6 protein-coding genes are annotated in these 5,454 nt (G+C 69.0%); 2 read left to right on the top strand and 4 right to left on the bottom strand.

What is annotated here, in order from left to right; genetic code table 11:
* The 3 genes from FF041_RS38205 to FF041_RS38200 all read right to left on the bottom strand — a co-directional run.
* The coding region (locus FF041_RS38205) for a fibronectin type III domain-containing protein (RefSeq protein ID WP_407698205.1) at positions 1–663 on the bottom strand (663 nt) is incomplete at its 3' end.
* Positions 664–1,275: 612 nt separating this feature from the next.
* A complete protein-coding gene (locus FF041_RS28905; protein WP_228388693.1) occupies positions 1,276–2,310 on the bottom strand; it encodes a methyltransferase domain-containing protein in 1,035 nt (344 codons plus the stop codon).
* Positions 2,311–2,450: 140 nt separating this feature from the next.
* Entirely contained in the window at positions 2,451–2,615 is a 165-nt protein-coding gene (locus FF041_RS38200; RefSeq protein WP_194292208.1) for a hypothetical protein, read from the bottom strand.
* On the opposite strand from FF041_RS38200, the gene FF041_RS40600 reads away from it, so the two are divergent.
* Positions 2,605–3,768 carry an ISL3 family transposase gene (locus FF041_RS40600; protein WP_153525538.1) on the top strand — a complete coding sequence of 388 codons (1,164 nt, stop codon included), beginning with the start codon at positions 2,605–2,607 and terminating at the stop codon, positions 3,766–3,768. The two genes, FF041_RS38200 and FF041_RS40600, sit on opposite strands and share 11 nt — an antisense overlap.
* Entirely contained in the window at positions 3,687–3,971 is a 285-nt protein-coding gene (locus FF041_RS28895; RefSeq protein ID WP_407698208.1) for a hypothetical protein, read from the top strand. Before FF041_RS40600 ends, FF041_RS28895 begins: the two co-directional genes overlap by 82 nt.
* Positions 3,972–4,127: 156 nt before the next feature.
* Here the strand turns inward: FF041_RS28895 and FF041_RS28890 are convergent, their stop codons facing one another.
* The gene (locus tag FF041_RS28890) at positions 4,128–5,285 is read right to left on the bottom strand and encodes an endonuclease/exonuclease/phosphatase family protein (RefSeq protein WP_228388692.1); all 1,158 of its coding nucleotides are present in this window, start codon (positions 5,283–5,285) and stop codon (positions 4,128–4,130) included.
* Positions 5,286–5,454: the final 169 nt, after the last annotated feature.

Below are 5,454 nucleotides of genomic sequence, written 5' to 3'. Positions count from 1 at the left end.
GCCGCGGCCGTCCACGGCCGTGACCCAGTAGCTGTAGTGCAGGTTCTCCTTGGCCGTGGTGTCGAGCCAGGACGGGGTCGCCACCGTCGCCATCTTCACCAGGGGATTGTCGCCGCCGTCGTCGTCCCAGCGCCGGTGAACGACATAGGACTTCGTCTCCGAAACAGGCTTCCAGGCCAGCGCGATCCCCGGCTGTCCGTCGGTCGACGTGAGCCCTGAGGGCTTCCGGGGAGGCGTCCGGTCGACGCTCGTGACGGAACGGTCGACGCTGCCCTTCGATGTGTTGCCCGCCTTGTCGTAGGCACGGACCTCGTAGTAGTAGGTCTCGCCGCTGGCGGGCGGGGCGTCGGTGTGGGAGGTGGTCTTCGTGGTGGTCAGCTTCTCCCAGCTGGTGCTGCCCTTGAGGCGCCGGTATACGCGATAGCCCGCGAGATCCTTCTCCTTGTTCCCGGACCAGGTCACCTTTGCCTTGCCGGTCGCGGCGCGGTACGTCGCCGCGACTCCGGCAGGAGCGGAGGGCTTGACGGTGTCACGACTCGCCGAGATGCGCGGCGTGTAGACCAACTCACCGGCGGTGGCGGCGGCAGGGGCCGCCGCGAGGAGCGGGACGACCGTGCAGGCGCAGAGCACGAAAGCGACGGGCACGCCTCTGTATGGATTCATGTGTTCCTTCGGTCCTGGTGGTCGGCGGCCGAGAAGAGGCCGCCGGCCACCAGGACTCCCGCACAGGGCACTTGGTTGTACGGGATCCCGCCACCCTTCCCTTCCCCTTCTCCACCGCCCCCAGCACCGCGCGGGTCCATCGCGCGGACGGGCTGCTGGAGCCCAACGGGGCAAGTGGCCCGCCCATGCCCAGCGGCGGTTCTGCAACCGCCGCGTGAGCCTGCCTGATTCAACCCGGCGGCGAAGAAAGGCCGACGAGTGTGCCCCGCCCGCCGACTGCCTACGGAACAGGCGTCCAGGTCGCCGCCGACCCGGCGCAGCCCGTGCCCGGATCGGCAGCCGGTCACACGCCCTGCGTATGCCGAACGGCGCCCTGGCCGGCCGGCACCCGGCGAAGGCCGCTGAGCACACCGACTGACGGGCGGACGGCCCAATCGGCCCCGGAGCCGCGTCTGATGCCCTCAAGACAGGCTGTAACAGCTGCTCGGAGGGATCCGAGTTCGCCGAACCACGTCTGCTGCGTACAGGTCCCCGTCTGCTTCGAACGGGCGTCAGGGGTCCCGGCGACGGCTTGGGCGAGGTCCTCCCGCAGAGCTCGGGCCCTCACTGCGGCTACCTGCGGGGGAGCGGGTTGCCGGGTGTGTCCATCCAGATGGTTTCTTCGCCGGGCGTGACGGTGAGGCCGAATCGATTGGGGCCGGGACGCTCGTTCTCGGTCCACCAGCGGTGGGCGGAGGCCAGCTCGGCCCAGAGCCGGCGGGGCCCGCTCTGGTAGACGGTGCTCTCGGTCGTGCCGTCGGTGAGGACCGTGGCGGCCCAGGAGAGGTCGTTCAGGCTGTAGAGCCAGGTGCTCACGCTCTTTCCGCGGCGGTCGGCCATCAGGACGCAGTCGGGTACGAGGAGCCCAGCGGCGGTGGAGAAGGGGTGATGCATCCGGTTCTCGACACCGAGGCCGGCCGCGCTCAGCGTCGTGGTTCCCGTTGTGGCGTTGCCGGGGAACCCGTCAGGCAGGTAGGCGGCCTGGTGCACTTGGCGGCGCTGGGAGCGGACCTTCATGAACTCCACCGGCGTGGAGAGCCGTCCGGACGCCGCACGGCCGTCTTCGCTCACGGTCAGGCGGACGACATGGTCGGTGTTGCCGAAGGCGGTTCCCCAGGGCGCGACGATCAGCCCGCCGGGGACGGCCTGTTCCACCCAGGAGTAGGGGATGCGGCGCAGGCCGACGGTGGCGATGATCCGGTCGTACGGCGCCCCCGCTGCGAAGCCGAGGAGCCCGTCCCCGGTGACCACGGTCGGGTGCAGGCCGTGTCGGTTCAGGCGTGCCCGGGCGGCGCCGGCGACCGCTTTGTCCACTTCGACCGTGACGACGCGGTCATCACCGAGACGGTGGGCCAGCAGACCGGCGTTCCACCCGGAGCCGGTCCCGATCTCCAGCACCTTCTGGCCGGGCCGGACATCGAGATCGGCCAGCATGGACGCCACGACACTCGGCATCGACACGGACGAGGTCGGGACCCGTCCCGGACTCGCGCCGTGGTGGTCGCCGTCGTCCCACTGCACGGTGATGGGCACGTCGGCGTCCGCGCAGCCGTACCAGGCGGCGGGATCGACGGAGCGGTCGGCGGCCCGACTGGTTCTCGAATCCATGTCGTAAGGCCACATGAGATCCGGGAGGAACCACGCCCGGTCCACCGTGTCGAAGGCGGATGCCCAGTCAGTGCGCAGGGCACCGGAGTTGCGGAGCTTGTGCAGGAATTCCCGACGATCCCGGCGATGGGGCTCTTTGTTCACTTGCGGCGCTTGCCGTCTCCCTCCGGGGCATTGCCGTCCGGGCTCGGCGGGTCCTGCGGCGGCGTCCAGGGCTGACCGGGGTGACCGTCTCCCTCGTTCCCGCCCTGGCCCCCGGAGTCGCCCGACCCGCTTCCGCTGTTCCTGACGGGGATGGAACTCATACTGCTCTCCTCGGTCACATCGTGTACTCAAGAGTTCACGCTAAGCGTTGGTGGACTCGGCCGTCCAGCGGCGATCCGGCCATCCCGCGCAAGCGGACATGATCACCTTCACGGAAATCGCCGAAGACCCCAATCAAGCTCCTCCGCGGACGCGCGGCTGATCGCTGTGGTCGGGAAGTCGTTACGGATCAGGGCGCGTTGCGCCGGGTCGGACGGGGTGTGTCCCGCTCGCGGCACGTCGTCCGGGCGGGTCCACAGCCGCTACGCGCGAACACTCGCCGACATCTCGGTCGCCGGACGCGCGGTCGGTATCGAGCTGCGTGTTCGCCGCTTCTTCTGCGACGACGCCGCATGCGGGAAGCGGACATTCGCCGAGCAGGCGGACGGGCTGACGGTCCGGTACGGTCGGCGCACTCCGGCCGCGCAGTGGCTGCTGGAGCGCGTCGCGCTGGCACTGGGCGGCCAGGCCGGCGGACGTCTGACCGCGCACATGGCCGTCCCGACGAGCGGGTCGACGCTGTTGCGGACGATCCACCGGCTCGACGTCCCCGCGCCGCCGAAGGTGGAGGTGCTGGGCGTGGACGAGCTCTCGCTGCGGCGCGGACGAGTCTTCGGGACGATCCTGATCGACATGGCCTCGCGCCGACCCGTCGATGTGCTGCCGGACCACACCGCAGACACCTTCGCCACCTGGTTACGCGAGCACCCTGGGGTCCGGATGGTCTGCCGCGACCGCGGCGGCGCGTTCGCCGAGGCCGCCGAACGCGCACTGCCCGGTGTTCCACAGGTCGCGGACCGCTGGCATGTGCTCGACAATCTCGCCACCGCGGTGGAGAAGGCCGTCAGGCGGCACCGTGCCTGCCTGAACCCGCCACGTGAACCGGACCAAGATGCTCAAACGCCAGACCTACGGCCGCGCGAGCTTCGGCCTCCTACGACGACGAATACTCCTCTCGGATTGACCGCCTTCACGGAAATCGCCGAAGACCCGCCTCTGTCTCTTTGGTCAAGGTTGTGGGTCAGGATTGCGGCATGGCGACCTGGTTCCGCACCTACTACGAGGACGAAGCTCTGTGGCTGTATTTCGAGGCCGATGACGAAGGCTGGGCGGCGCGACATGTTGAGGTCCGGGGGCAGGACTCGCGTCCGGTGACGGCGGCCTCTTTGGAAGAAGTGCTGCACTTGCGTGATCATGCCGATCGCGCGGCGATGTTCCGCTATGAACGGCAGTACGGGGTTCTCGCCGAAGGTCCCATGGACGGCTGGCAGGACCAGCCGCGGGCGGCCGGGATCTCCGCGGAGGAGTTCGAGCGGCTGTGGGCTGAAGCACGGCGGGCTCTCGGCGATTCAGCCTGACTTGGCGGGTTGGGGTTCGTGGAAGGTTCCGTCGCGGAACATCGCGAAGAGGACGTCGGGGCTCATCACGGCCCGGGCGCCGCGTTCGGTCGCGCTGAAGCGAGGCCGGTGTGGCCGCGACCTGGGTCGGCGGCCGCCCACGGGAGACGAGCCTGCTCAGCGCGTGGCCACCCGGAAGGTGCTGAGTACGGCCTTGTGGTCGGTCGGCCAGGTCCAGGTGGGCTCCCAGAACCTGTCCCTGCCTGACTCCTCCACCCGCTCGTTGCGCACGATGGTGCTGGACGGCCCAACGATCACGCTGTCGAGCAGCCGGAGCCGCCGGTCCGGGTGGTAGAAGACGAAGTCGATCCGGTCTCGCTCGTCGGCCTTCGGCGCCCAGGTGAGCTGACCGACGTCGGCGCCCGGGTTGTCGCTCGGCCAGGTGAAGCCCGGCCTGCGGACGGGGTCCGGGTGGATCACGCGATAGCTGTCGCGGAAACCGGCATCCTCGATTGCCTTCGTTGTCGACCACGTGACGACGGCGCCGTTGTGGTCGAACAGGTTCCGGGTCCGGTGGTTCCAGTCCCGGTGAGAGGGCTCGTTGAAGTCACCGGCCAGCAGCGTCAGCCGGCCCTTGACCCGCTCCTTCGCGGCGTCCGCGAGCACCGTCCTCGTCACCTTCGTGCGTCCCGAGGCCGCGTTGAGCCGCGTGATCAGGCCGACATCGGTGATCGGACCGGTCGGGATCTCGCCCCAGCCGTACTCGGAGGTCTCCAGGGGCGACGGCGTGCCGCCGCCGTAGCCACGCGGCAGGTAGTTGACGTAATAGCGGTACTCCAAGTGCCCTGAGTAAGCCGCGACCTCGGTGCCGTCTACCGAGACGACAGCCTTCGACCAGGACGGGAATGACGCGTGCTCGATGATCGGGTAGCGCGAGATCACCGCAGGATCGACCGGGTTCTCGTTGTCGAAGTAGGTCAGCCCGCGCTCGGCGAGATCGGCCAGGAGATTGGCCACCCGCTCCGGGTTCGACTCGCTGAGCATCACCACGTCCGGCTCGACCGCGGCGATGGTGTCGGCGATACCCGCCCGGCCGCCCGGCACCCGGCTGCCGCCGAGCCAGATGTTGAACTGCATGACCTTGAGCGTTCGGTGCGAGGGCCTGCGATGCTTCCGCGCATCCTGCGGAGCGGCCTCGGCCGTGCCCATTGCCAGCACTCCCGCTCCGACGGTCGTGCCGACCATCCCGAGCAACTCGCGACGCCTGACCATCAGTGACCTCCAGTAATTGCCTGCATCCATGGCCCGGTCACGGTTCGACACGGGCCGGGACAAAGTGTTGAAGCCTCTCGTGTACGACACATGAACCCACGCGCAACGTCAGATGTTGAATGATCAACAGCGTCTCTGCGGCACGGTGGCGACTCTCTGCATCACCAGTACTGGGCCGGGGCGGTTCCCGGCCGTGCGGGGAGACGGATGCGTGGCGACACTGAAGGCATGA

The organism is Streptomyces jumonjinensis, assembly GCF_009600885.1.
GTDB lineage: Bacteria > Actinomycetota > Actinomycetes > Streptomycetales > Streptomycetaceae > Streptomyces > Streptomyces jumonjinensis.
This window is presented reverse-complemented; position numbering and strand designations above follow the sequence as displayed.